This window comes from Cronbergia sp. UHCC 0137, assembly GCF_034932285.1.
Classification (GTDB): domain Bacteria; phylum Cyanobacteriota; class Cyanobacteriia; order Cyanobacteriales; family Nostocaceae; genus Cronbergia.
Genome location: NZ_JAYGHC010000027.1, coordinates 28685 through 51017, shown reverse-complemented (window position 1 = coordinate 51017; position 22333 = coordinate 28685). Strand labels below are relative to the sequence as shown.

Here is a 22333-nt window from a genome sequence, read left to right as displayed (position 1 = left end):
TAATGAAAAGTGAGCTTCACGTACCAAGTGACTTGAATTTTCTAGTTATTGTTGAAAACTGGTTGCTAGGATGCCTGAAAGTCCAGTTAGGAGATTCTGTAGATTGGTCAAGGCAATCAAGTCGTTTACGATTAGCCTTGGTGGAAGCATACTCAAATGCGGTACGTCATGCACACAAAGACAAGCCCAATTTACCCATCTTACTACGGTTGGAACTGAAAAATCGGACTTTGGCTATAGAAATTTGGGACTATGGTGATGGGTTTGATATGTCTACTTATTACCCACCTAATCCGACAGATAAACAGGAAGGGGGTTATGGTTGGTTGATTATGAATCGTCTGATGGATAATGTTGAGTATCGGTTAAAGGTCAATGGTGCTAACTGTCTCAAATTAGAAGCGACTCTGCCGGAATTTTTAACATAACTATAACAGGGAATAGGGAACAGAGAACTTTCTGAAAAATACCAAATTTTCTAAAGGAGAAAACATTGGTTTATCTAATAATTTAGAGATATCATATTTTTTTATTTCGTTATTTATAAACTTAATGATCAAGTTACGTTCATCTATAGTTTGAGTAGAAACCATACGAACATTACGTTGTTTCCCATCAAGTGACCTTGGACGATTCCCTCTTTGGCACGCTACGAGGTAGTGTCTCGTATAGCGCAATATTGTAGTTTAATAGAAATAGTTCAAGTAACTGATATAGAAATAAAATGAGTGAAGTAACAGCAAATTATGATCAATCATGGAAAGAAGCATTAAACGAATATTTTGAAAGTTTTCTAGCCTTTTTCTTTCCTCTAGCCCATCAAGCAATAGATTGGACGAAAACTCCTGAATCTTTAGATAAAGAATTGCAAGAAATTACAGCTTCAGGAGAAACCGAAAGCAGAATTGCCGATAAACTGTATAAAGTTTGGTTATTAGATCAACGCCAAATATGGATCTTGATCCACATTGAAATTCAAAGTCAATATGATGCCAACTTCCAAGAACGGATGTACACTTATAATTACCGAGCCTTCGACCTTTATCACCAATTTGTGGTCAGCGTGGCAATTTTAGGTGATACAAGTCCTACTTGGCGACCAAATAGTTATGATAGAGCTATGTTGGATTGTGAATTGAGTTTAAAATTCCCCATAGCTAAAATCCTTGATTATGAATCAAAGTGGGATGAATTAGAAAAGAGTGATAATCCCTTTGCTACCATAGTCATGGCGCATTTAAAGACTAAAGCTACCACCAGTAATTTAGCAGAAAGAGAGCAATGGAAATGGATATTAATTCGTGGACTTTATGACCGGGGCTTCACAAAAGAGAAAATTGTTAAGTTATTTAAAATCATCGACACAATGATGACTTTACCTAAACAATTACAAGCAGGATTAGTCACTAAAATTAAACAATTCGAGGAGGAAAGAAGAATGCCTTTAATTAGCCCAACAGAACAATTAGCCATAGAACGAGGAATAGAACAGGGAATAGAACAGGGAAGACAAAGAGAGCAACAGCTAGTTATACGCTTACTAAATCGGCGAATTGGTGAAATTGAGTTATCATTGATTACTGAAATTCGTAGACTAACAGTTGATAAATTAGAATTATTGGGTGAAGCTCTGTTAGATTTTTCTTCTGTGACTGATTTAGAGCAATGGTTACAAAATAACCCAGAGTCTTAGTGCTTACGCGATACCTGCGGTGAGCGTAGCGATCGCTTCTGGTACAACGAATGTAATTAGCTATGTCAGTACCGGAGGCGATCGCTGTTTTTCATCCAGGGCTTAAAACTTAATTAGTTTGAGGTTGAACTAAATGTTTAACATGAGCCGGAAACCTAGCACTTTGTAGAGACTGAACTGCTGAACGAGAATCTTGGACCCAAAACTGTCTGCCAAAGCGGACAATTTCCCGACGATTTCCTAACTGGATAATACCAATTACAGGTACTTTTGCCTTGTCTTTGTCTCCTGATTGTTCCTTCAAAATAGTTCTTAAACGATGCTGTTCTTCCATAGTTCCTGCTTGTTGAGGAGTTAATTCTACCATGACCATTTGTACAGTTTCTATGGGTTCTGCATCTTCGACAATTAATTGAGTTTGATCATCTTTTCGGTCTACTTTACCCCAAATAATTAATCTAGCATCAACTTCGAGTAGAGAACTAATCCGCTCATAGGTTTTAGGAAAAACTACAGATTCCGATGATGCAGTTAAGTCTTCTATTTGCAAAATTGCCATCGGGTCGCCCTTTTTAGTGACTACTTTTTTGACATTATTTAGCATGACTACTACACAAAGCATAGCATCATCTTTTTGTTCGCCAAGTTGTGATAGGTTAATTGGTGCAAGGACTGAAGATGATTGTTTAATTGATTTTAATGGATGATCAGATACATAAAATCCTAATAGCTCTTTTTCCATGCGTAACTTTTCTTGGGGAGGAAAATCTAATACAGGTTTAGCTTTAGGAGCATCAAAGGCGTTACTTGTTTTTGTAGTTTTAGTAGAAGTAGTTCCACCACCTAATAAATCAAAAATATTTCCCTGTCCACTGGCTTTATCTTTGGCGCGAGATTGGGCCCAATCATAAACTAATTCTAAATCTTTAATTAATTGATGACGATTGGGTTCAATTTTATCAAATGCTCCACAAGAAATTAATGATTCTAAAGTCCGTCGGTTCACAGAATGTAAATCTAGTCGGTCGCAAAAATCAGCCAGAGATGTAAATTCTCCTCCCTCTTCTCTTGCTTGTAAAAGAGCAGCGATCGCATTTTGTCCCACATTACGAACTGCGGAAAATCCAAATAATATTTTCTGTTCTGCTGGGGTAAAATCTAAACCAGAGCGATTAACATCTGGGGCTTCTATTTGGATTCCCATACTCATGCAGTTGTTGAGATATTTCTGCACTTTGTCGGTATCGCCACTGTTAGCGGTCAATAGTGCCGCCATATATTCTAACGGATAATTGGCTTTTAAATAGGCAGTTTGATAGGTGACATAACCGTAAGCTGTGGAATGGGATTTATTGAAACAATTAGAAGCAATTAAACCATTTTCAATGATAAAGTTATGATCCTGTGCCACACCAATATCATAAACATTTGCTTCACCTGCGTATTGACGGGAAATAATTTTAACCATATTACTTGACTGGGTAAATTTGTGTATTTACTAATTTTAGGCTAACAATTATAATTTAAGTAGAATAGGGTTAAAAATTTTGGTTATGGTCGGCCAACATGGAAAATGTCAGAGACTTGAGGCTGTAAGAAATTTTAATTTTTCAAGATTATGACTATTGCTAAATCTCCTCCTACTTTACCACTGCTAGAAAATGGCGATCGCCTGGATCGTGCAGAGTTTGAACGTCGTTATACTGCGACACCCGATGTTAAAAAAGCTGAACTAATAGAAGGTATTGTATACGTGGCTTCTCCTTTACGCTTTACACGCCATGCTAGACCTCATGGCGACTTGACAGGCTGGTTGTGGACTTACAAAACTGCTGTTGGTGCGATCGAGTTGGGTATTGAACCAACTGTGCGGCTTGATAATGATAACGAACCGCAACCAGATGTAGTGTTATTTAGAGTAGATGGAAATGCCAAAATTGATGATGATGGTTATATTACGGGTGTGCCAGAACTGGTGGTAGAAATTTCAGCAAGTACAGTTTCTTATGATTTACATGATAAAAAACGGGTTTATCAACGGAATGGTGTCAAAGAGTATATAATTTGGCGAACTTTTGATCAAGAAATTGATTGGTTTGTGTTGGAAAATAGCAAATATGTGGAGATGAAACCGGATGCAGAGGGAATTATTCGGAGTGTAGAATTTGCGGGTTTATGGTTAAATGTTAAAGCGTTATTAGCGGCAGATATGCAGCAAGTTTTAAAAACTTTGAATGAGGGGATAACATCGCAAGTATAGGATTGGAGGTTAGCACCAAAGGCGATCGCTTTCTACCACAGATTGCTTTATTTAACTCAAGTGAAAAGATGAGCGATCGCACTACGTTAAGAAATATTTTGCCATAGTTCAGCTTTAATAAACCGCGATAAATGACCAATATTAGTGGTGGCGATCACCACATCTGGAACTCCTAAAGTTATTGCCTGAGACACCAAAATCATATCACCATCAATTGTTTTATCACCTGCTGTCGGTTGCCCTTGTTGACGGGCTTTTGCCCAAAGTTCTGCGGCTTTTCGCATTGCATTTGTTGTAATTGGCAGATACTCAAGGAACTTGGCTAAATCATCTAAACGTGCAATTCCCTTGATTTTATTTGCTCGTAATAACTCACGTCTAACCTCATAATCTGCAATTTCTGGAATAATCACACGACTTCCTGAATTAATGTGATTTTGAAGCCATGTAGCGCATTCTATACTCTCAGGAGATATCTTGGGATTAGTAACTAAACCAAGAGGACCTGTATCCAAAATAATGACTCGATTCACCAAGTAATCCCCTTCATTTCAACAGGAAACAATTTGCGTTCAGACAACCGATCATTATCTAAGGCATGAATTAAATATTCACCTGTTTCTTGTTGTTCTGACTCATCTTCATCGTCTATCCAAGACTGGATAAGGTTAACAGCTTCGGCTTGCTTTTGTTTTAATAAAATAGAATTTGTTAAAAGTTGCAATGCCATTGCTTCTACAGAAAGTCCATGCTGATTGGCTTCTTGTAAAAGATATTGCTTTAACTCTGGTGATAGATTAAGGGTTAGTGTCATAGGTATGGTTGATTTTATTCTATTGTAGCTCAGGCTCAAGTTGAGCGATCGCATAAAAACTAAGTTGCACTGATTTTTACTTTCAATCATAGTATCTAGTGTGATGAGTTACATCACCGCATAACCCGTATATTGCCTCACATTTTGCGGATGAAAACCTAAAACAATTTTATCTTTAGGGATTCCTGCCGCTTCTAATTCATAGGTAACACCATCTTCTGTATCATCTCTTTGTACCCATATCTTCCCATCAATAATATCAAGATGCACCAAACAACCATGAATCCTTTTATGATCCTGCCAACCCAAAGTAATTAATAAATAACTATCATTTTCTTCATCAAAAACTGTTTTACATTCAATTACGCCATAAGAATATGGAATTTGTGTATAAGGTATTAAAACTTCCTTAATAATCCGACGAAAATCATCTAAGGTATCCATTGAATTATCCTCTCATCTACAGCATTGAAAATAAGTAAATTTACATTTTCGCTATTGTGATAGATGTTTTTTGCGGGCATATTCAAGATGTTACCTTATTTTCTTAATTGGGCAAGATGCCCACACCTTACAAAACAACCAGTATAATTGACCATCACCTAAAACCTGCCTCCGCGCCTCTGCGTCTCTGCGTGAGATTCAACAAAATACCATCTCCAGTCCTGTAAATGCTACAATCAATGACTTGATTAATTAAAGAGAAAAATTATGGCATCCATCCGCGAATTACACGAACAGCTAGTTAAAAAAGAACGTTCCGCCGTTGAAATTACCCAAGAAGCCCTAGATCGTATTCAGGTATTAGAGCCAAAATTGCACAGTTTTCTATGTGTCACAGAACAACAAGCTCTAGATCAAGCTCGTGCTGTAGATGCAAAAATTGCGGCTGGGGAAGAGATTGGGATTTTAGCCGGGATTCCCATTGGTATCAAAGATAATATGTGTACCAAAGGCATTCGTACCACTTGCGCTTCTCGGATTTTAGAAAACTTTATACCACCTTACGAATCAACAGTAACACAAAAACTGGCTGATGCTGGGGCGGTGATGGTTGGTAAAACTAACTTAGATGAGTTTGCGATGGGGAGTTCCACAGAAAACTCCGCTTACCAAGTCACAGCTAACCCTTGGGATTTAGCACGGGTTCCTGGTGGTTCTTCTGGAGGTTCTGCGGCGGCAGTAGCGGCGGATGAATGCGTTGTGGCGATTGGTTCTGATACTGGTGGCTCGATTCGTCAACCTGCGTCTTTTTGTGGCGTGGTGGGGATGAAACCGACCTATGGATTGGTTTCTCGTTATGGGTTGGTGGCTTATGCGTCGTCTTTAGATCAAATTGGTCCTTTTGGTCGGAGTGTGGAAGATGCTGCGATATTATTAAATGCGATCGCTGGCTATGATCCCCAAGACTCAACCAGCCTAAAAGTAGAGATTCCTGATTACACCACTAATTTAAAACCAGATTTGAAAGTTGGAAAAACCTTAAAAATTGGTATTATTAAAGAAACCTTTGGCGAAGGATTGGATGGGGAAGTAGAACAGGTTTTCAAAAGTGCGATCGCTCAATTAGAAAGTTTAGGTGCAGAAGTTCACGAAGTTTCCTGTCCCAGTTTCCGTTATGGCGTACCCAGTTACTATATTATTGCCCCATCGGAAGCATCTGCTAACCTAGCGCGTTATGATGGTGTTAAGTATGGTTTGCGTTCTCCTGATGCGGATAATCTTCTATCAATGTACAGCCGTACAAGATCCGCTGGTTTTGGTGAAGAAGTCAAACGCCGGATTATGATTGGTACTTATGCCCTCAGTGCTGGGTATTATGATGCTTATTATTTGAAAGCGCAAAAAGTCCGCACTTTAATTAAACAAGACTTTGAAAAAGCTTTTGAAAAAGTTGATGTTTTAGTTTCTCCAACTGCTCCCACAACTGCATTTAAGGCAGGGGAAAAAATAACTGATCCCTTGAGTATGTATTTAAATGATTTGATGACTATTCCTGTAAATTTGGCAGGTTTACCAGCTTTAAGTCTACCTTGTGGATTTGACAGTCAAGGTTTACCAATTGGATTACAGTTAATTGGCAAAGTATTAAGAGAAGACCAATTATTTCAAGTAGCTTATGCCTATGAACAATCAACTAATTGGCATTTGCGATCGCCTAAAATAAATCCATAATTCCTATTCTCCCCTTTCCTCTCATGTTACTCACCAAACCCATTCAGTTCCAAAAAGATGTAATATTTCCTCCAGGAGATTTAGAAAGTGACGAACCACCATTGGAAAGCGATTTACATTTAAGACAAATAATTTTGCTATTACAATGTTTAGAATTGTGGTGGCAAAACCGCAATGATTATTACGCTGCGGGTAATCTAACGGTTTATTACAGTCCCCGTCAGAGGAAATCAGAACATTTTAGAGGTCCTGATTTTTTCGTTGTACTAGATACTGAACGTAAACCTCGGAAAACTTGGGTTGTGTGGGAGGAAAATGGGAAATATCCCAATATTATTATAGAACTACTTTCTGATTCAACTTCATCAGTTGATCGAGGATTAAAAAAGCAAATCTATCAAGATACTTTTCGTACTTCTGAATATTTTGGGTTTGATCCCTATAATTTGGAATTTGTGGGTTTTATCTTAATAAATGGTATTTATCAACCCATAGAACCTAACCCCCAAGGTTGGTTATGGAGTCATCAACTAGGTTTGTTTTTAGGTGTCCATGAAAATAAATTACGCTACTTTACTACAGAAGGAGGATTAGTTCCTACACCACAGGAATTTGCAGAACAAGAAACTCAACGCGCACAATCTGCTATTCAACTTGCAGAACAGGAAAAACAAAAAGTTGAAGTTCTCAAAGCGAAGCTGCGAGAATTGAATATTGATCCAGGAATTTGACAAAAATTGATCAGGATTTATAGGAATAAAGGATGAACAGAATTAATTTCGAGATTTATCTTTATTCCTCCTGACTTCTGCTATATCATATATACATGAAATATACTCAGGCGATCGCTACCATAGCAACTGTAAATTTTGAACTTTTAGTGAATTTCTATACTCAATTATTAGAACAAACACCAAAAACTTTCATTCCCGATGTTTATGCTGAGTTTGAAGTTGGTAATCTGCAATTAGGGATTTTTAAACCCAAAAACACCCACACTGGAGAATTTGCCGGAAATAGCAAAAGTTCGCTAAGTTTATGTTTAGAAGTAGAAAATTTGGAAGATGGGATCTTTCATCTCCAATCTTTAGGATATCCCCCACTAGGAGAAATTTCTACAGCTTCCCACGGTAGAGAAATTTACGCTTATGATCCTGATGGCAACCGTTTAATTTTACATCAATCTTATCAACAATAAATTAAACGCAGATGGACGCAGATAAACGCAGATAATTTTGTACTTCATTAGAGTATTAGTTCCCTCATATAATCACCAATGTCAATAACTCAAAATTACAAATTAAATCTGATTCAATGGTATCCTGGTCACATTGCCAAAGCTGAAAAAAATCTGAAAGAACAGCTAAAACGGGTAGATGTGGTGTTAGAAGTGCGAGATGCGCGGATACCCTTAGCAACAAATCATCCCCAAATGAATGATTGGGTGGGGACAAAAGCGCGGGTATTGGTGATTAATAGATTAGATGTGATTAGTCCACAAGTGCGATCGCTATGGGTAGAATGGTTTAAAAATAGAGGAGAAGTACCCTACTTTACCAACGCTCAACACGGCCAGGGTATCACAGCGATCGCTAAAGCCGCACAAACTGCTGGAATTGAACTAAATCAACGCAGAAAAGAACGCGGAATGTTACCCCGTCCCGTTCGTGCTGTCGTCATTGGTTTTCCTAACGTCGGTAAATCAGCTTTAATTAATCGTCTGTTAGGAAAACGAGTAGTAGAAAGCGCGGCGCGTCCTGGTGTCACTCGTCAACTGCGTTGGGTGCGAATTTCCGACCAATTACAATTATTAGATGCACCTGGTGTCATTCCTTCTCGAATCGAAGATCAAAGAGATGCGATAAAATTAGCTATTTGCGATGATATTGGAGAAGCATCTTATGATAATCAACTAATAGCATCAGCTTTTGTAGATATCATTAACGAACTCCAAGAAACCCATTCTAATTTATTACCACCACACCCATTATTAACCCGCTACGGTGTTGATTCCATTATTCATACAGGGGAAGCTTACCTGCGTGTCTTAGCAGAACATCGCTACACAGGAGATGTAGAACGCGCTGCTAGACAAATGATCACCGACTTTCGCAAAGGGTTATTAGGAACAATACCTTTGGAAGTTCCAAAAAACAAGGGTATTATTTAGCCTTTACCCTAGAAGCCCGGATTTTTAATACTAATATTGTCCCTGCTGTCACCAATATTCCTAACAAAAGGTTTTTGCGACTAAAGCTTTTTTCACTTTCAACAACTAACATTATTTCCAAGAACAACGAAGGTAATAATATTCCCACAAAAGTTATAAATCTGGAAAATATCAGCTGATTTTGGGTTAATAAATTTAATATTGTTAACCCTACTCCTAAAGGAATAAAAGTCAGTGTATAGTAAACAATTTTATGCTCCTTGGGAATTAATTCTAGTAATTTAAAGGAATAGGAATTTTTTATTTCATCTACATATACCTGAATAGTTCCCCTGGAATAAGTGATCATAATTTGATGAAATTCTTTATCTGTAAAAACATTGGGAATATTTAGTTGTAAATCTGCACCATTTTGACCAGTTAGCGGTGTGCGTAACCGAAAATCTAAGGAATTTCCATTTTGCGATAACGTCAAATTACGCAGTAAAGAATCAGCAGAAATAGAGATAATTCGAGCAGGACCTCCCTGTTTAAGTTTATCGGTAGCAATAGTAGCACTTAAAGTAAATTCGGATGTTTCACTGATTCTTTGACTAAGATTTTTTGCCGAACCCACTGTTTGCAACCATTGACTAGAATCCAGAAAAACACCTTTATGATCTTTTACCTCTTTAGTCGTTCCTTTCCATAGGAGTTCAGGTAAATTTCCTGTTTGTTCTTGATAACAACATTTACCTTTAAAATCATAATTAGTTAAGAGAGAATCACCCAATTTTTTTAAGTAATTTGAATCATTTAAACCTTTGCTTACTTGATAATTTGATATAGCTTTATCAGCAATGTAAAGTTCAGATATATATCCTTGCCATGGTTTATTTCCGGTACGTTCATTGCCAATAATCAAAGGATAATTTAAATCCCAATTACTCAAATTAATTGTGCTTTGCCAAATTAATGAAATTAGCAAAGTTAAAAATAAGTAAGTTAAAATAAATCCTGTTATCTGTTTTTTGGAATTTCGCGAATTGTTTTCTTCTACTGGTTCTAAAAATGTGTGATAAAAACTTTGATAATTCCATACATAAAAACATATAAAACCTAAACATCCCCCAAAGGTATTGTTAAAAATATCTGCGGGAGTAGGAAATCTCGAAGCCAGAAATATTTGCAAAGTTTCAACTGTTAATGATAAACTAGCACTGAGAAAAATTATTAAACCCAGTTGTAACCATGATTTCACTTTAAGCTTATATAAAAGATGAGCGCAACAGTAACCAAAGGGCATAAATAATAAAATATTATTTACCTGATCTGAAAAAGAACTAGCATTATTAAAACTACTAAAAAATTCGGCTAGGGAGAAATTATCCGGTATGGAAAAATTAAATGGATAAAGTGTAGCTGTCAATATAATTAAAATATTAACAACTATACAAGCTAAATTAATAAAATATAACGGTATTGTTCTTCTGAGTCTGTTCATAAGTTTGTTATGTTACTTAAATAACAAAATTAAAAATATTTATTTGCCGAACTTTGTCTTGGCTCTCAATCATATTACATTTTCAGCAACTCATGATCAGGATTCATTCTAAAAGTCATGTATTGAAAATTGTAAAATAACTAACATTTTAAAAAATACCTAATCAGTTAATTCCATAACATAATTAATTTGTACAGTTCGTAAACTCTAGTTTAAAAAATATTTTTAAGTTTTTTATAATTATGTAAAAAATCAGATATAGGACTCCTATTTGAGTTTTGAACATACACTTAGGGTTTTGGTGGGCATTGCCCACCCTACAATACTTAGATTTATTTAGAAATCATTTAGGAGTCCTATATTATTTTGTTGAGTACATTTACAGCGCGTACTGTCTTTATTTACTTCCCTCTTGGCGTAATATTACATATCTTGCTGTGCGGTAAGCGGAGCTATGTCTAAGACTTTACACATCTTTGCGGTTTATTTATTAATCTATATTCTTGGAATATTTAGTTGAATGTAATTGTTGCTGGAATATCCTAGTAAATATACTGTAAAATATCTAAATCGTTTATAAACAAGATTTAAGATATGATTACCACTTATACTTATATTGATTTCTTGATCACTAAATATCATTTTCAGATAAAATTGGTAAATATCAACCATAGATGAAGTCGAGGTAAGAACTGATTCTTGAACAACTGCTCTTGATATGTCTGGGTTCTGATGTCTAAGTCCTAAAACATTAAATCTTATACTGGTATTTCAGTTATAGGTATTATGTCTACTACACTCATGGCTGAACTAATATTACTGTTAATTGAGGAAAATACTGAAACCTTGTTTTCAGTAACTAAAGATGTATTTTCTATTGGAAGACTACCAGAATGTGATCTTTCCTTACCTTTTGGTGGAATTTCCCGTAATCATGCCAAAATCATGAAAGTTGATGATGGTATGTGGGTGATTGAGGATTTAGGCAGTAAAAATGGAACTAAGGTAAATCAAAATTTTATTAATTATCCTCAACAGTTGTATCATGGTGATATTATTTGGTTGGGTAATATTAGCTTAGTAGTTCAATTTACGGCTACAAAAATACAGCCGAGAACCCTGCCTAGTAAAGAACAAAATACGATTTTCCATAGTGTTAAACAACTCCAACAACAATGGATAGATGCCAGCAGCATTAGTGATAATGAAATCAATAAAGATACCACTATTGCCCGTCTTAAAGATTTGGTAGATATAGCTAAAAACCTATCTGGAGCAGCATCTATAGAGGAAATTTTCTCCCAGGTGCAAGAAGTAGTTTTTCGTTATCTTAATAGTATTGATCGGTTAGCATTATTAATTGAAGTTAATGGTTCTGGTAATTTGCAATTGATTAATTCTGCTACAAGAAATATTACTCAACGTACATCCATTTTAAATGATGCAAATTGGATTAGTCAAAGTATTTGTCAAAAAGTTTATCAAGAAAAAATAGCCATTCAAAGTCCTGATACATATCAAGATCAAAGATTTGCTGAAGAACATAGTATTGTATTTAAAGGTATTCGTAGCGCAATGGCTGTACCTTTATGGGATGAGGATAAAGTTGTAGGTGTACTTTATGCAGATGCCCTTATTTCTTCTACTCACTGGCAAATTCAAGGGGAAGAAGAACTTAGTTTCTTTTCAGCCTTAGCCAATCTTGTTGCTTCTAGTGTGCAACGTTGGTTACTGGTTGATAAATTAAAAATGGAAGTATTAATTCGTCATAGATTAGAACGTTATCTGTCTCCTTCAGTTGTACAACAGTTGATTTCTGTAGGAGGTTTGGCAAATGGTAGGTTGTTACCAACAGAAAGTGAAATTAGTATTTTATTTGCTGATTTAGTGGGTTTTACAGAACTTTCTGAAAAGTTGACACCGAATGAAATTGCGGAGTTATTGAATAGTTTATTTGAGGAAATGTTGCAAGAGGTTTTTGCCTATGGTGGGACTTTAGATAAATATATTGGTGATTGTATTATGGCATTTTTTGGCGCTCCTGAACCACAGGCAGATCACGCCGATCGCTGTGTAGCTGCCGCACGGGGAATGTTGGCTCGTTTAGACAGTCTCAATCGAAAGAATTTTTGGCCGCACCCTTTACAATTACGCATTGCAATTAATAGTGGTAGAGCGGTTGTGGGTGACGTGGGCAGTTCCCAACGACTAGATTATACAGCATTGGGAGCAACTATTAATTTAGCGGCTCGGATGGAGGCAATTTGTCCTCCGCGTGAATGTATAATTAGTGAAGTTACTTATACAATGTTGTCGCAAAATTCAAATTTTGAGGTGATGGGCAATTATCGTTTCAAAGGAATTGAAAGATCAATTAAGGTTTATAAGATTAAATTGGATTAATTTGTGTAAGACTAGGAAACTACCTCAAGCTATTGTTTAACGGGAGGTCAGATCATGGCTATAGCTACCATTAATCCTGCCACTGGGGAAACGGTGAAAACCTTTGAGACGCTCAAAGATGGAGAAATTGCCACTAAACTGGATTTAGCAGGGCAAGCTTTTGAGCAGTACCGCAAGACAAGTTTCTCACAGCGATCGCTCTGGTTGCAACAAGCAGCAGTAATTTTAGAACAAGAAAAAGTAGATTTTGGTAAATTAATCACCTTGGAAATGGGTAAGCCTTTAAAAGCAGCGATCGCGGAAGCAGAAAAATGTGCTACCGTCTGTCGTTATTACGCCGAAAATGCTGCCGATTTCCTCGCTGATGTCCCAGTAAATACCGATGCCAGCCATAGTTTTATTCGCTATCAGCCTTTAGGCGCGATTCTGGCTGTTATGCCCTGGAATTTCCCCTTTTGGCAAGTTTTTCGCTTCGCTGCACCCGCACTCATGGCCGGAAATGTGGGTTTACTTAAACACGCCTCCAATGTACCCCAGTGCGCTTTGGCAATAGAAGATATTTTCACCCGTGCAGGTTTTCCCCACGGTGTATTTCAAACTCTGTTAATTGGTGCATCCCAAGTTGCCAATTTAATGGCAGATGAAAGGGTAAAAGCTGCTACATTAACGGGAAGTGAACCAGCAGGTATATCTCTAGCGGTTGCATCTGCTAAACAAATCAAAAAAACCGTCTTAGAATTGGGAGGAAGTGACCCTTTTATTGTTTTAGAAAGTGCTGATTTAGCAGCAGCCGCGGCCACAGCAACTACAGCCAGAATGTTAAATAATGGACAATCTTGTATCGCAGCTAAACGTTTTATTCTTGCCGAAGCAATAGCTGATCAATTTCAAAAGTTATTGTTAGAAAAGTTCCAAGCTTTGAAAATTGGCGATCCCCTGCTACCAGATACGGATTTGGGTCCCTTGGCAACTCCCGGTATCCTCCAAGACTTAGATCAACAGGTGAAAACTGCCGTTAAAAGTGGCGGTAAAATTGTTATCGGTGGACATCCTTTAGGAGATATTCCTGGTAACTTTTATCCACCCACAATGATCATAGATATTCCTGTAGATGATCCCATTGCCAAAGAAGAATTTTTTGGACCAGTGGCATTATTGTTTCGGGTTGCTGACATTGATGCGGCGATTAAATTAGCCAATGATATCCCATTTGGTTTAGGTGCAAGTGGTTGGACAAACAATAAAGAAGAGAGCGATCGCTTAATTGCTGAAATTGACGCAGGTGCAGTTTTTATTAATAGCATGGTCAAATCAGATGTCCGTCTACCATTTGGTGGCATTAAGCGTTCTGGCTATGGTAGAGAGTTGAGTATTCAAGGTATTCATGAATTTGTAAATGTTAAAACTGTTTGGATTAAGTGATTTAAAGGGTATGCTCACGCAAAGGCGCAAAGGCGCGAAGGAATAAAGATGAATACGGCTGATTTATTAGTTCAATGTTTAGAAAATGAGGGAGTACAATATGTTTTTGGACTTCCTGGTGAAGAGAATTTGCACGTTTTGGAAGCACTGAAAAATTCTTCTATTCAGTTTATTACTACTCGTCATGAACAGGGTGCCGCTTTTATGGCCGATGTTTATGGCAGGTTAACAGGAAAGGCTGGAGTTTGTCTTTCTACTCTTGGACCAGGGGCTACTAATTTAATGACTGGAGTAGCAGATGCTAATCTAGATGGTGCGCCATTGGTAGCAATTACTGGCCAGGTGGGAACAGATAGAATGCACATTGAATCCCATCAATATTTAGATTTAGTGGCTATGTTTGCCCCGGTGACAAAGTGGAATAAACAGATTGTTCGACCCAGCATTACACCGGAAGTAGTGCGGAAAGCATTCAAGCGATCGCAAACTGAAAAACCCGGCGCAGTTCACATTGATTTACCAGAAAATATCGCTGCCATGCCTGTAGAAGGCAAACCATTACAGAAAGATCATAGCGAAAAAACCTATGCTTCTTTTGCTTGTATTCGCGCCGCCGCCGCCGCAATTTCCCAGGCAGTTAATCCGATTATTTTAGTAGGAAATGGAGCAATTCGCGCCCACGCTAGTGATGCGGTAACTCAATTTGCTACTCAAATGAATCTGCCCGTTGTCAACACTTTTATGGGCAAAGGCGTAATTCCCTACACCCATCCTTTAGCCTTGTGGTCAGTGGGATTACAACAACGAGACTTTATTACTTGCGGCTTTGATCACACAGATTTAGTAATAGCTATTGGCTATGATTTAATTGAATTTTCTCCTAAAAAATGGAATCCTGAAGGCAATATTCCGATTATTCATATTGCAGCCACATCTTCAGAAATTGACAGTAGTTATATTCCTCAAGTGGAAATAGTAGGTGATATTTCCGACTCCCTCAATGAAATATTAAAATTAGCAGATCGACAAGGTAAAAATAACCCCTATGCTATCAGCTTGCGGGGAAATATTCGCGCCGATTATGAAGAACACGCCCATGATGAAGGATTTCCCATTAAACCGCAAAAATTAATTTACGACCTACGGCAAGTCATGGGTCCAGATGATATTGTTATCTCTGATGTTGGCGCACATAAAATGTGGATTGCTAGACATTATCATTGCCATAGTCCCAATACTTGCATTATTTCCAATGGTTTTGCCGCTATGGGTATTGCTATTCCTGGGGCATTAGCCGCAAAATTAGTCTATCCCAATCGGAAAGTTGTCGCCGCAACTGGTGACGGTGGCTTTATGATGAATTGCCAAGAATTAGAAACAGCTTTGCGGGTTGGTACACCCTTCGTCACCTTAATTTTTAATGATGGTGGCTATGGTTTAATTGAGTGGAAACAAGAAAATCAATTTGGCAAAGGTAACTCATCTTTTGTGCATTTTGGTAATCCTGATTTTGTCAAATTAGCCGAAAGTATGGGTTTAAAAGGTTATCGAGTTGAATCTGCAACTGATTTAATTCCTATACTCAAAGATGCTCTAGCTCAAGATGTCCCGGCTGTGATAGATTGTCCTGTAGACTACCGCGAAAATCGCCGCTTTACCCAAAAAGCAGATGAGTTAAATTGTGAGATTTAAAGAGTAATTGTAATTTTGTCTGATTGTGCGATAGCGTAAGCGCTGCTGCAAGCAGATCGCTGATCTAGTAAAAACTGTCTTAAATTTCAAGCGAACTGACAAAAGCCCTCCGGGCATCCAAGAAACAGCGCTTGCGCTATCGTACTTCTTTTAAAATGTCTTCAATATCAACAGGTAAATAGGGAAAAACGGAGTCTTCAGAACCATTATGTACATGATGAGGATAGGTTGCAATCTCAGGATGATGGGGTGTCAAAAAAAGAATTTCATAAAAAACCTAAAACCCAATCATAATAACCACTTCATGCTTTTTGCCATCTAGGTCGGTATTCAATGAATTTAATCTCAATAAGATTGATTCGAGCTTTAGGTAAAGCGCGATTGCCCCAATCATAGAATTGTGAGTTATTGTCTGAAACCTTCGGTATCATTGGGTTAAGACACGCAACCCAACACATTCAGATCGCACTCAAATTTACTCGTGCGATCACGCTGAAATATTATTTATGGAATATCGCAGAGTTAAGGTAGAGGGAGGGACTTTCTTTTTTACTCAAGTTACCTACAACCGTCGTCCATTTCTGTGTAAGCCAGAAAATATTTTTCTGTTACGAAAAGTGTTTAGAAAAGTTATCCAGAGGCATCCATTTACGGTAGATGCGATTGTTATTTTACCAAACCATTTACATTGTATTTGGACTTTGCCACCAGGAGATGATGATTTTTCTCGGCGGTGGCGGTTAATTAAGAGCAATTTTACTCGCCTTTGTCATGCACAATACAAGGGTAAAATCTCTCCATCACGTCAACTCAAGAAAGAGCAAGCTGTTTGGCAACGCCGTTTTTGGGAACACCAAATTCGTGATGAGTTTGATTTTCAGCAACACGTTGATTATATTCATTATAATCCGGTGCGACATGGATATGTAATGGCACCCAAGGATTGGCAATATTCGAGTTTTCATCGTTATGTCACCCAGAGTACATATACAATTGATTGGGGTGTTGGTATGAAGTTAGAATTTCCAGACGATGTGGGACGTGAGTAATATCAAAATATTGTATTAGTTTGAAGCGATATCTTGTCCATTTTTCGTAGGTTGGGTTAAGCGACAGCGCAACCCAACAAATGCGTTGGGTTTCATTCCTCAACCTACAAATTAAGACTTTTTTCGATTTGGACAAGGTATTGTTAAAGTGAATATATATGATGTAGGAATATTTGTACAATTAATTTATAATGTTGGGTTATGCCTCCGGCACACTACGTGAACGTTCCTCAACCCAACCTACAAGATCAGCGATATCTTGTCCATTTTTCGTAGGTTGGGTTAAGCGACAGCGCAACCCAACAAATGCCTTGGGTTGCATTCCTCAACCTACAAATTAAGATTTTTTCGATTTGGACAAGGTATTGTTAAAGTGAATATATATGATGTAGGAATATTTGTACAATTAATTTATAATGTTGGGTTTCGTTCCTCAACCCAACCTACAAGATCAGCGATCGCACTTAGCTGATGATATTGAAGAAGGACTTGAAAAAAGAAATGAGCGTGGTTTAAGTAGTGCAAATCTGCTGGCTAATATTTCATCCGAAGTTAATTGGAATATTGAAAACACTCAAGATGCTAATAACCAAGAGATTATTACCTCAAAAGACTTGAAAGCTATCTCACAGTCACTAAGCATCTTCAAGGATAGTTCCTTCAACGTTAGCTCCGTCAAAACTATTAATTCGGATCTGAGCATCGTTCAATTCAGCACAAAACAAACAGGCATCCTCGAAGGAAATCCCTTCACCATAAGCTCGGCTAAAATTAGCGAAACTCAGATCGGAGTGAAAGAAATTGACATAACTCACGTTGGCATCTCGGAAAATAGCATTTCTCAAGATGGCATATCTGATTTTGGTATAAGCAGCCCCGTGGTCTCTGGCATAACCCCCACTGAGATCGGCACCAGTGAAATTAACTCCAGTAAGATCGGCTCGATCCAAATTAATTTCCCTCAACACAGCCCCGCTCAAATCGGCTCCGTTCAAATCAACCCCAGCAAAGTCACGCTCCCCAACAGCGTAGCGTTCCAACAATTCTTCAGCAGTCATCCTCCAAGCCATGATTTAACCTCAAATTCTTCGCTTTTTAACTTCAAAGATAACTTACTCAACCCTTCGTCTATTCTCTTATTAGATCCCACCTTCAACATCAACCTCCAAATCACTGACCTCCCTACAGGACAACTAGCAGAAGCCCAAATCACCAACTACGACTCCTTCGGTCGCCCCAACGGAGGCACAATCCTCATTGACGACGACGCTAACGGCGTTGGCTGGTTCATAGACACCACCCCCAACGACAACAGCGAATACACCACCACCCTCACAGACACAGCCTACCGAGCCACCACAGGTGCAGCCGCAGGCAAATACGACCTGCTCACCGCCATCCTCCACGAAACCGGACACCTACTAGGCATAATCAACGGCAACCCAGGCTTCAACAAATACATCCAAACCATCAACGGTTCCAAACACTTCATCACCGACAACATCACCGCCACCCTTACCCCAGATGGTAGTCACCTAGACTCCAAAGTACACCCCTACGACCTGATGAACAACACCCTCGCCCCAGGCGTGCGTAAACTACCATCATGGCTCAACCTACAAATGCTCAACGCCATCCGTAATAACACGTTAGTGCCAAGCAGTACAACACAATTGACAGCACCACTAACCGCAATACTCCTAGCCGACATCACCAACGGCAACTTCAACGAAACCGACCCCACCAAACCCGAATACGGCTGGACAACACGCGGAGCAACCACAATCCTCAACTCCCACGCAGTCCTCACAGAAGACTCCCCCCTCAACAGCAACCTCACCCAAACCTTCATCATCCCCGAACACGCCAAATACCTGCAATTCACCATCCTAGACACCCAACTAGGAACCAACACCCTCGCCCCCAACGACGCATTTGAAGTCGCCCTGCTAAACGCTCAAACCCTCACCCCCCTACTCGGCACATCAAGCGGACTCACCCACACCGACTCCCTCCTCAACCTCCAACAAACCGGCAACGCCTACTTCAGCAACAACGTCAAAATAGCAGGCGCAAACACCTCCGGTGATAAAATAGCCCTGAACACACCCCGCACCGTCAACATAGACATCAGCAACATCGCTCCTGGAACCCTAGCCACCCTCTACTTCGACCTCCTGGGCTTCGGAGCCAAAGATGCTAAAATAACCATAGATAACGTCATCCTCCTCAACGACAACCTCATCACCCCCATAGCCAACAACGACACAGCCACCACCGACCAAGGACAACCCCTACTCATCAACGTCCTAGCCAACGACAGCACCCCCAACGGCACAGTCCAACTAGGTACAGCAGCAAATGGCAACATCATCATCAACCCCGACAGCACCCTCACCTACACACCCAACAACAACTTCGTCGGTACAGACACCTTCACCTACATCATCCTAGACAACAACGCCATCTCCAACGAAGCCACAGTCAGCGTCACCGTCAACAACATCGTTCCCACGATCAACAACGTTACGGTAGAATCAAATATTCAAGAAGGAACAACCAGCACCTTCAGCGCCACAGCCACCGACCCTGGTAACGACCTCACCTATAGTTGGAACTTTGGCGATGGAACAAATGCAGTAATTGGAGAAAACGTAATTAATATACTAATCGCGCCGAAATATTATTTATGGAATATCGCAGAGTTAAGGTAGAGGGAGGGACTTTCTTTTTTACTCATGTAATGGCACCCAAAGATTGGCAATATTCAAGTTTTCATCGTTATGTCACCCAGGGATACGTTCACGTTCCACAACCCAATCTACAAGATCAGCGAACTGACAAAAGCCCTCCGGGCATCCAAGAAACAGCGCTTGCGCTATCGCACTATTCAAAGATAATTCATCAATAACAATCCTGTAAATCCTTAAATCCTGGGTATCCTGATTCAGACAATTAAAATTTCAGCAATCAGCGATCGCACTTTTTCTAAAATGTCTTCAACCAAGCCAAATACTCATCGGCATTTTTCATAAGGCTTGTTCTAACTTATTAATTTTTTTTAAAATATCTTTGCGTAGTTCATATAAGCCAAACCACTCAAAAAAATCCATTTCATCTCCTAAAGTTCCTGAATTAAATTGCTCCTCAAATTGTTCAGAAGTAAGCTGATATTTTTTCTCAAATTTATTTATATCCAAGTTATAAATAGCTAATTTTTGATGATGACGAGTCAAAATTACATTTAATAATTGTCCAATAATCCGCTCTAATTCTATGTTATCTCTACAGTTTTCACTAAGCAATTCTAACTTTTCTAATGTATTCATAATAATACTTTCTGTGAGATTAGTAGCTAATGAAAAAATTATCTTTGTTTTTAAATAGTTCCTTAACCCAACATTCCCTGGATTCAGTTGGGTTTGGCGGAACATTATCGCTTAACCCAACCTAAATTTTCTCTTACATTTGACGTTGATATTTTTCCAAGATATCTACTAAAATAACTTGACATTGCAGAGGTAATAAATCAATTAAAGATATTTCCTTTCTACCACCAGCAATTTTTACGGGGATAGATGTCAAAATTTCAGTCACTCTATCTTCATTCACACCATTGGAAGTAATCAAAGGATATAATTGTTCAGCGACAACCGTGTGCATTTTAGCATCAGATAGATAAAGATGCCACTTAGCAATATCAATATAAACATTTTCGCCAATTTCTGATGCTAGGGCTTCCAGTAGTTCTGTAGTGCTAGTATTAGCCATAAAAAATAACCCCATGTAAAATTAAAAATGGAAAATTCCATTCTATTTTACATTATCGCTTAATTAGCTAATTCTGGCATAGAACCGCCCCAGCTTCAGCATTATGTCTTTAGGTTGACTTTGGTGGAGTGTTTGAGTAATTAGCGATCGCACTAATATAGAGCAAATGTACTAATAAAATTACCGTCCAACCTCCAGTCAGAGGTAACAACCATTCCCAGTTAGTTGTCTTTAAGATATGGAAAAACCATAATCCAGAATTGATTGTAGCAGCGATCGCTACATGAACAGCAAAATTCATCCGGTCATCTAATTTGCGGAAATCTGGATCTTTGCGGTCGGGTTGACGAGGCCAACGAGGAGGCATAAATATTCTTTAATTAACGATAGACTTTAACACACTCAACCATTTTAATCTAATTTTGCAATATAACTTTTGGTATTCCTAGTTTAAAACTTATTCATCTGTTTGATAGAGGAAGTCAATACATTCACCGTTGAAGATGGAAATAACCGTAAGAGGTGAATGAAAATGACTAAAGCAAATCCGGTAGAAGTCCAAAAACACTTGAAAGGCGTTGACTATCCCGCAGAAAAGCAAGAATTGATTAAGCACGCGCAACAGCAAGGTGCTGACAAGCAAGTTCTCTCACTTTTAGAACAATTGCCAGAAGGTGAAGAGTATGGAGACCCAACTGAACTCAATAAAGCTATAGGAGAGATTCAGTAGGTTATTAAACATCACCGAAAAAGTAGAGACGTTCCATGGAACGTCTCTAAAAAGGTTCTGAATAACTATAATTTCCTGATTTTCCCCCAGTTTTACTAACTAAACGAATAGATTCAATTTGAATAGATTTTTCTAAAGCCTTTGCCATATCATATAAAGTCAGAGCAGCCACAGAAACAGCAGTCAAAGCTTCCATTTCCACACCAGTTTCCGCTTTAGTTTTCACAGTGGCATAAATTTCATAACCAGGTAATTCGGGACTTGGTATTAACTCAACAGTAATTTTTTGCAAAGGTAGAGGATGACACAGGGGAATTAAATTAGCAGTTTGCTTGGCTCCCATAATACCAGCTAACCTAGCAGTAGCCAAAACATCCCCTTTCGGAGCATTTCCAGCTTGAATAGCAGCGAAAGTTTCTGGCAACATTCGCACCCTAGCAACAGCCACCGCTTCCCGCACAGTAGGCACTTTAGCAGACACATCCACCATCTGCGCCTCTCCTTTACCATCTAAATGAGTTAAGTTGGCAAAATTAGTTGGAAAAAACTCTTGCATAATTTTAGAGAAGTGTGTTAGTATTGGAATCTAGTAAGGGCGTGTAGCTCAGTGGACTAGAGCACGTGGCTACGGACCACGGTGTCGGGGGTTCGAATCCCTCCTCGCCCGTTGA

General features: G+C 38.6%; 25 protein-coding genes and 1 tRNA gene. 14 read left to right on the top strand and 12 right to left on the bottom strand.

What is annotated here, in order from left to right:
* Positions 1-2 precede the first annotated feature (2 nt).
* Both VB711_RS15440 and VB711_RS15435 read left to right on the top strand, forming a co-directional pair.
* Positions 3-428: an anti-sigma regulatory factor gene (locus VB711_RS15440; protein ID WP_323287014.1), complete on the top strand. Its 426-nt coding sequence runs from the start codon at positions 3-5 to the stop codon at positions 426-428.
* A gap of 296 nt (positions 429-724) precedes the next feature.
* On the top strand, positions 725-1693 hold the full coding sequence (locus VB711_RS15435; protein WP_323287013.1) for a DUF4351 domain-containing protein: 969 nt from the start codon (positions 725-727) through the stop codon (positions 1691-1693).
* Positions 1694-1802: 109 nt separating this feature from the next.
* Here the strand turns inward: VB711_RS15435 and VB711_RS15430 are convergent, their stop codons facing one another.
* A complete protein-coding gene (locus VB711_RS15430; protein WP_323287012.1) occupies positions 1803-3161 on the bottom strand; it encodes an OB-fold nucleic acid binding domain-containing protein in 1359 nt (452 codons plus the stop codon).
* A 150-nt stretch (positions 3162-3311) separates the two neighbouring features.
* Between VB711_RS15430 and VB711_RS15425 the strand changes: the two genes are divergently transcribed.
* Complete coding sequence (locus VB711_RS15425) at positions 3312-3953, top strand: Uma2 family endonuclease (RefSeq protein WP_323287011.1); 642 nt, start codon at positions 3312-3314, stop codon at positions 3951-3953.
* An 86-nt stretch (positions 3954-4039) separates the two neighbouring features.
* Here VB711_RS15425 and VB711_RS15420 read toward each other — a convergent pair whose 3' ends face one another.
* The 3 genes from VB711_RS15420 to VB711_RS15410 are packed head-to-tail and all read right to left on the bottom strand — an operon-like array spanning position 4040 to position 5211.
* The gene (locus VB711_RS15420; protein WP_323287010.1) at positions 4040-4486 is read right to left on the bottom strand and encodes a PIN domain-containing protein; all 447 of its coding nucleotides are present in this window, start codon (positions 4484-4486) and stop codon (positions 4040-4042) included.
* Entirely contained in the window at positions 4483-4857 is a 375-nt protein-coding gene (locus tag VB711_RS15415; protein WP_323287009.1) for a hypothetical protein, read from the bottom strand. Before VB711_RS15415 ends, VB711_RS15420 begins: the two co-directional genes overlap by 4 nt.
* A gap of 18 nt (positions 4858-4875) precedes the next feature.
* A complete protein-coding gene (locus tag VB711_RS15410) occupies positions 4876-5211 on the bottom strand; it encodes a XisI protein (RefSeq protein ID WP_323287008.1) in 336 nt (111 codons plus the stop codon).
* Positions 5212-5478: 267 nt separating this feature from the next.
* Here VB711_RS15410 and gatA point away from each other — a divergent pair, with 267 nt between their 5' ends.
* From gatA to ylqF, 4 genes are all read left to right on the top strand, one after another.
* A complete protein-coding gene (gatA, locus tag VB711_RS15405; RefSeq protein WP_323287007.1) occupies positions 5479-6942 on the top strand; it encodes an Asp-tRNA(Asn)/Glu-tRNA(Gln) amidotransferase subunit GatA in 1464 nt (487 codons plus the stop codon).
* 23 nt (positions 6943-6965) lie between these two features.
* On the top strand, positions 6966-7673 hold the full coding sequence (locus VB711_RS15400; RefSeq protein ID WP_323287006.1) for a Uma2 family endonuclease: 708 nt from the start codon (positions 6966-6968) through the stop codon (positions 7671-7673).
* A 95-nt stretch (positions 7674-7768) separates the two neighbouring features.
* Positions 7769-8140 carry a VOC family protein gene (locus VB711_RS15395; protein WP_323287005.1) on the top strand — a complete coding sequence of 124 codons (372 nt, stop codon included), beginning with the start codon at positions 7769-7771 and terminating at the stop codon, positions 8138-8140.
* A gap of 78 nt (positions 8141-8218) precedes the next feature.
* Positions 8219-9112 carry a ribosome biogenesis GTPase YlqF gene (gene ylqF, locus VB711_RS15390; protein ID WP_323287004.1) on the top strand — a complete coding sequence of 298 codons (894 nt, stop codon included), beginning with the start codon at positions 8219-8221 and terminating at the stop codon, positions 9110-9112.
* Here the strand turns inward: ylqF and VB711_RS15385 are convergent.
* Positions 9105-10595 carry a VanZ family protein gene (locus VB711_RS15385; RefSeq protein ID WP_323287003.1) on the bottom strand — a complete coding sequence of 497 codons (1491 nt, stop codon included), beginning with the start codon at positions 10593-10595 and terminating at the stop codon, positions 9105-9107. The two genes, ylqF and VB711_RS15385, sit on opposite strands and share 8 nt — an antisense overlap.
* A gap of 801 nt (positions 10596-11396) precedes the next feature.
* On the opposite strand from VB711_RS15385, the gene VB711_RS15380 reads away from it, so the two are divergent.
* Genes VB711_RS15380 through VB711_RS15370 form a run of 3 tightly spaced genes read left to right on the top strand, consistent with a single transcriptional unit; the run spans position 11397 to position 16112 of the window.
* Positions 11397-12998 carry an adenylate/guanylate cyclase domain-containing protein gene (locus VB711_RS15380; protein ID WP_323287033.1) on the top strand — a complete coding sequence of 534 codons (1602 nt, stop codon included), beginning with the start codon at positions 11397-11399 and terminating at the stop codon, positions 12996-12998.
* A 54-nt stretch (positions 12999-13052) separates the two neighbouring features.
* On the top strand, positions 13053-14420 hold the full coding sequence (locus VB711_RS15375) for an NAD-dependent succinate-semialdehyde dehydrogenase (protein ID WP_323287002.1): 1368 nt from the start codon (positions 13053-13055) through the stop codon (positions 14418-14420).
* Between the two features lie 48 nt (positions 14421-14468).
* The gene (locus tag VB711_RS15370) at positions 14469-16112 is read left to right on the top strand and encodes an acetolactate synthase large subunit (protein ID WP_323286999.1); all 1644 of its coding nucleotides are present in this window, start codon (positions 14469-14471) and stop codon (positions 16110-16112) included.
* Positions 16113-16248: 136 nt separating this feature from the next.
* On the opposite strand, the gene VB711_RS15365 is transcribed toward VB711_RS15370, so the two are convergent.
* Positions 16249-16368: a toxin-antitoxin system TumE family protein gene (locus VB711_RS15365; protein WP_323286998.1), complete on the bottom strand. Its 120-nt coding sequence runs from the start codon at positions 16366-16368 to the stop codon at positions 16249-16251.
* 250 nt (positions 16369-16618) lie between these two features.
* On the opposite strand from VB711_RS15365, the gene VB711_RS15360 reads away from it, so the two are divergent.
* Positions 16619-17161, top strand: coding sequence for an REP-associated tyrosine transposase (locus VB711_RS15360; RefSeq protein ID WP_323286997.1), 543 nt, complete (start codon positions 16619-16621; stop codon positions 17159-17161).
* A gap of 199 nt (positions 17162-17360) precedes the next feature.
* Here the strand turns inward: VB711_RS15360 and VB711_RS15355 are convergent, their stop codons facing one another.
* Both VB711_RS15355 and VB711_RS15350 read right to left on the bottom strand, forming a co-directional pair.
* Positions 17361-17483, bottom strand: a complete 123-nt coding sequence (locus VB711_RS15355; RefSeq protein ID WP_323286996.1) for a hypothetical protein — start codon at positions 17481-17483, stop codon at positions 17361-17363.
* A gap of 313 nt (positions 17484-17796) precedes the next feature.
* On the bottom strand, positions 17797-18219 hold the full coding sequence (locus tag VB711_RS15350) for a pentapeptide repeat-containing protein (protein WP_323286995.1): 423 nt from the start codon (positions 18217-18219) through the stop codon (positions 17797-17799).
* A gap of 507 nt (positions 18220-18726) precedes the next feature.
* Between VB711_RS15350 and VB711_RS15345 the strand changes: the two genes are divergently transcribed.
* Positions 18727-19875 carry an Ig-like domain-containing protein gene (locus tag VB711_RS15345; RefSeq protein WP_323286994.1) on the top strand — a complete coding sequence of 383 codons (1149 nt, stop codon included), beginning with the start codon at positions 18727-18729 and terminating at the stop codon, positions 19873-19875.
* Between the two features lie 315 nt (positions 19876-20190).
* Here VB711_RS15345 and VB711_RS15340 read toward each other — a convergent pair whose 3' ends face one another.
* The 3 genes from VB711_RS15340 to VB711_RS15330 all read right to left on the bottom strand — a co-directional run bounded on the left by VB711_RS15340 (position 20191) and on the right by VB711_RS15330 (position 21299).
* On the bottom strand, positions 20191-20490 hold the full coding sequence (locus VB711_RS15340; protein WP_323286993.1) for a hypothetical protein: 300 nt from the start codon (positions 20488-20490) through the stop codon (positions 20191-20193).
* A gap of 133 nt (positions 20491-20623) precedes the next feature.
* Positions 20624-20932 (bottom strand): DUF3181 family protein, encoded by a 309-nt coding sequence (locus tag VB711_RS15335; protein WP_323286992.1) that lies wholly within the window; start codon positions 20930-20932, stop codon positions 20624-20626.
* A gap of 109 nt (positions 20933-21041) precedes the next feature.
* Entirely contained in the window at positions 21042-21299 is a 258-nt protein-coding gene (locus VB711_RS15330) for a hypothetical protein (protein WP_323286991.1), read from the bottom strand.
* A 165-nt stretch (positions 21300-21464) separates the two neighbouring features.
* Between VB711_RS15330 and VB711_RS15325 the strand changes: the two genes are divergently transcribed.
* Positions 21465-21662 (top strand): DUF2795 domain-containing protein, encoded by a 198-nt coding sequence (locus VB711_RS15325; RefSeq protein ID WP_323286990.1) that lies wholly within the window; start codon positions 21465-21467, stop codon positions 21660-21662.
* Positions 21663-21708: 46 nt separating this feature from the next.
* Here VB711_RS15325 and moaC read toward each other — a convergent pair whose 3' ends face one another.
* Positions 21709-22218, bottom strand: coding sequence for a cyclic pyranopterin monophosphate synthase MoaC (moaC, locus tag VB711_RS15320; RefSeq protein WP_323286989.1), 510 nt, complete (start codon positions 22216-22218; stop codon positions 21709-21711).
* Between the two features lie 37 nt (positions 22219-22255).
* On the opposite strand from moaC, the gene VB711_RS15315 reads away from it, so the two are divergent.
* Positions 22256-22329 (top strand) — tRNA-Arg (locus VB711_RS15315).
* The last annotated feature ends 4 nt before the right edge of the window (positions 22330-22333 follow it).

What these genes read in the sequence shown, in the direction of transcription:
- VB711_RS15440 (WP_323287014.1), top strand. Translation starts at nt 3, where the DNA reads ATGAAAAGTGAGCTTCACGTACCAAGTGACTTGAATTTTCTAGTTATT.
- VB711_RS15435 (WP_323287013.1), top strand. Translation starts at nt 725, where the DNA reads ATGAGTGAAGTAACAGCAAATTATGATCAATCATGGAAAGAAGCATTA.
- VB711_RS15430 (WP_323287012.1), bottom strand. Translation starts at nt 3,161, where the DNA reads ATGGTTAAAATTATTTCCCGTCAATACGCAGGTGAAGCAAATGTTTAT.
- VB711_RS15425 (WP_323287011.1), top strand. Translation starts at nt 3,312, where the DNA reads ATGACTATTGCTAAATCTCCTCCTACTTTACCACTGCTAGAAAATGGC.
- VB711_RS15415 (WP_323287009.1), bottom strand. Translation starts at nt 4,857, where the DNA reads ATGATTGAAAGTAAAAATCAGTGCAACTTAGTTTTTATGCGATCGCTC.
- VB711_RS15410 (WP_323287008.1), bottom strand. Translation starts at nt 5,211, where the DNA reads ATGGATACCTTAGATGATTTTCGTCGGATTATTAAGGAAGTTTTAATA.
- gatA (WP_323287007.1), top strand. Translation starts at nt 5,479, where the DNA reads ATGGCATCCATCCGCGAATTACACGAACAGCTAGTTAAAAAAGAACGT.
- VB711_RS15400 (WP_323287006.1), top strand. Translation starts at nt 6,966, where the DNA reads ATGTTACTCACCAAACCCATTCAGTTCCAAAAAGATGTAATATTTCCT.
- VB711_RS15395 (WP_323287005.1), top strand. Translation starts at nt 7,769, where the DNA reads ATGAAATATACTCAGGCGATCGCTACCATAGCAACTGTAAATTTTGAA.
- ylqF (WP_323287004.1), top strand. Translation starts at nt 8,219, where the DNA reads ATGTCAATAACTCAAAATTACAAATTAAATCTGATTCAATGGTATCCT.
- VB711_RS15385 (WP_323287003.1), bottom strand. Translation starts at nt 10,595, where the DNA reads ATGAACAGACTCAGAAGAACAATACCGTTATATTTTATTAATTTAGCT.
- VB711_RS15380 (WP_323287033.1), top strand. Translation starts at nt 11,397, where the DNA reads ATGGCTGAACTAATATTACTGTTAATTGAGGAAAATACTGAAACCTTG.
- VB711_RS15375 (WP_323287002.1), top strand. Translation starts at nt 13,053, where the DNA reads ATGGCTATAGCTACCATTAATCCTGCCACTGGGGAAACGGTGAAAACC.
- VB711_RS15370 (WP_323286999.1), top strand. Translation starts at nt 14,469, where the DNA reads ATGAATACGGCTGATTTATTAGTTCAATGTTTAGAAAATGAGGGAGTA.
- VB711_RS15360 (WP_323286997.1), top strand. Translation starts at nt 16,619, where the DNA reads ATGGAATATCGCAGAGTTAAGGTAGAGGGAGGGACTTTCTTTTTTACT.
- VB711_RS15355 (WP_323286996.1), bottom strand. Translation starts at nt 17,483, where the DNA reads ATGCAACCCAAGGCATTTGTTGGGTTGCGCTGTCGCTTAACCCAACCT.
- VB711_RS15350 (WP_323286995.1), bottom strand. Translation starts at nt 18,219, where the DNA reads ATGACTGCTGAAGAATTGTTGGAACGCTACGCTGTTGGGGAGCGTGAC.
- VB711_RS15345 (WP_323286994.1), top strand. Translation starts at nt 18,727, where the DNA reads ATGAACAACACCCTCGCCCCAGGCGTGCGTAAACTACCATCATGGCTC.
- VB711_RS15340 (WP_323286993.1), bottom strand. Translation starts at nt 20,490, where the DNA reads ATGAATACATTAGAAAAGTTAGAATTGCTTAGTGAAAACTGTAGAGAT.
- VB711_RS15335 (WP_323286992.1), bottom strand. Translation starts at nt 20,932, where the DNA reads ATGGCTAATACTAGCACTACAGAACTACTGGAAGCCCTAGCATCAGAA.
- VB711_RS15330 (WP_323286991.1), bottom strand. Translation starts at nt 21,299, where the DNA reads ATGCCTCCTCGTTGGCCTCGTCAACCCGACCGCAAAGATCCAGATTTC.
- VB711_RS15325 (WP_323286990.1), top strand. Translation starts at nt 21,465, where the DNA reads ATGACTAAAGCAAATCCGGTAGAAGTCCAAAAACACTTGAAAGGCGTT.
- moaC (WP_323286989.1), bottom strand. Translation starts at nt 22,218, where the DNA reads ATGCAAGAGTTTTTTCCAACTAATTTTGCCAACTTAACTCATTTAGAT.